At 76.8% G+C, this 1,667-nt stretch carries 2 protein-coding genes; one reads left to right on the top strand and one right to left on the bottom strand.

Going from position 1 to position 1,667, the window contains the following annotated elements; genetic code table 11:
* The coding region (locus tag NWP10_RS11890; protein WP_258301042.1) for an enolase C-terminal domain-like protein at positions 1–759 on the bottom strand (759 nt) is incomplete at its 3' end.
* A 290-nt stretch (positions 760–1,049) separates the two neighbouring features.
* Here NWP10_RS11890 and NWP10_RS11885 point away from each other — a divergent pair.
* A partial coding sequence (locus NWP10_RS11885; RefSeq protein ID WP_258301041.1) for a phosphatase PAP2 family protein occupies positions 1,050–1,667 on the top strand: 618 nt, incomplete at its 3' end.

Genomic DNA, 1,667 nt, shown 5'->3' with positions numbered 1-1,667 from the left:
GGGCTGGACCTTCACCACGATGAGGTCCGCCGCGCCCGCCGCCGCCACCGCCAGCGGGTCCTGGGCCTTGCGCACCGCCTCGTCCGCGGCGATCGGCGTGGAGACGCCGCGCGCCCGCAGCTCCCGGCGCACCCGGGCCAGCTTCTTGATGCCGGGCACGGGCTGTTCGGCGTACTCGAGGCCGACGTCGGCCAGGTCCGTGAGCATGGCGATCGCCTCGCCCGGCGTCCAGCCGGCGTTGGCGTCGATCCGCACGTGCGCGTCGGGCAGCAGCTCCCGGACGCGGCGCACGCGGGCGAGGTCCGCGGAGTGGGAGCCGGGGACCAGCCCGCCGCCGGGACGGTGCTCGGCGACCTTCACCTTGACCGCCGTGATGCCCTCCCCGTAGCGGGCGAGCACGGACTCGACCGCGTCCGCCTCCACCGCGGGGACCGTGGCGTTCACCGGGACGACGTCCCGCACCGGCGCTGGCCAGCCCTGCCAGCCGGCCTCGATCGCCGCGGCCAGCCAGGCGGACGACTCGGCCGGCCCGTACTCGGGGAACGGGGAGAACTCGGCCCAGCCGGCCGGGCCGCGCAGCAGCAGGGCCTGGCGGGCGTCCGTGCCGCGGAAGCGCACGCGCATCGACAGGGTGACCGCGACGGCGTCCGCCAGCAGGTCCTCGACGCTCGGCAGCGCGGGCCCGCCCGGCGCGCCGGGCAGCGGGGGCAGGGCGGCGGTGCGGGAGGGGGCGGAGTCAGAGGGGCCGGCGGGGTTCATGCGGCCAGTCTAGGAACCCCCACCCCTCACGCTTTCGTGCGGGAAACGGGAGCCTCCCCCACGCTTTCGTGTGGGAAACGGGGACCGTGCCCGCCGTCGTCGTGCCCGCCTCCCGTTTCCCACACGAAAACGACCCCCGAGCTTCCCATTTCCCACACGAAAACGACCCCCAAGCCTCCCGTTTCCCGCACGAAAGCGGCTCCCGTTTCCCACACGAAAGGGCACGGGCGGGGTCGTGGCTCTCCCGCGGGGCGGACGCGGGGGGCGGGCGGTGCGGGACAATGGTCGCCATGCCCCGCACCGCCCGCCCTCCGCTCCGCGTCCCCTCGTGGCCGTGGTGGGCCGCGCTGGCCGCGTGCGTGGCCGGCGTCGTGCTGCTCTACGCCGCCCTCGTGTGGTCATCGGCCGGGCAGGTCCTGGAGTACCAGGTGTTCCGCGCCGTGGAGGAGCGCTACGCGGACACCGTGCCGGACCTGGCCTCCCGCGTGGTGCGCCTGCTGCCGCTGACGCTCGCCGCCGGCGTCGCCCTGGCCTCCCTCGGCGCGCTCGCCGTGCCCCGCTGGCGACGACGCGGCATGCTCGCCCTGGCCGCCCTGATCGGCGCCAACCTGACCACGCAGCTGCTCAAGGCGGTGCTGCCGCGGCCCGAGCACGCCGCCGGCGTCCCCTTCTCCGGCGGCAACTCGCTGCCCTCGGGGCACATGACCCTCGCCGCCGGCGCCGCCGTGGCCGCGCTGCTGCTGGTGCCCGCCCGCTGGCGGCCCGTCACGGCCGTCCTCGGCACCGCCGTCAGCGCGCTCACCGGCGCGGTCGCCTACACCGAGGCCTGGCATCGCCCCTCGGACATGGCCGCGGCCGCCCTCGTGGCCGCCGGCTGGGGCCTGCTCGCCGTGCCGCTGGCCCTGCAC

It is taken from the genome of Micrococcus sp. HG099, assembly GCF_024723355.1.
Classification (GTDB): domain Bacteria; phylum Actinomycetota; class Actinomycetes; order Actinomycetales; family Micrococcaceae; genus Micrococcus; species Micrococcus endophyticus.
This window is presented reverse-complemented; position numbering and strand designations above follow the sequence as displayed.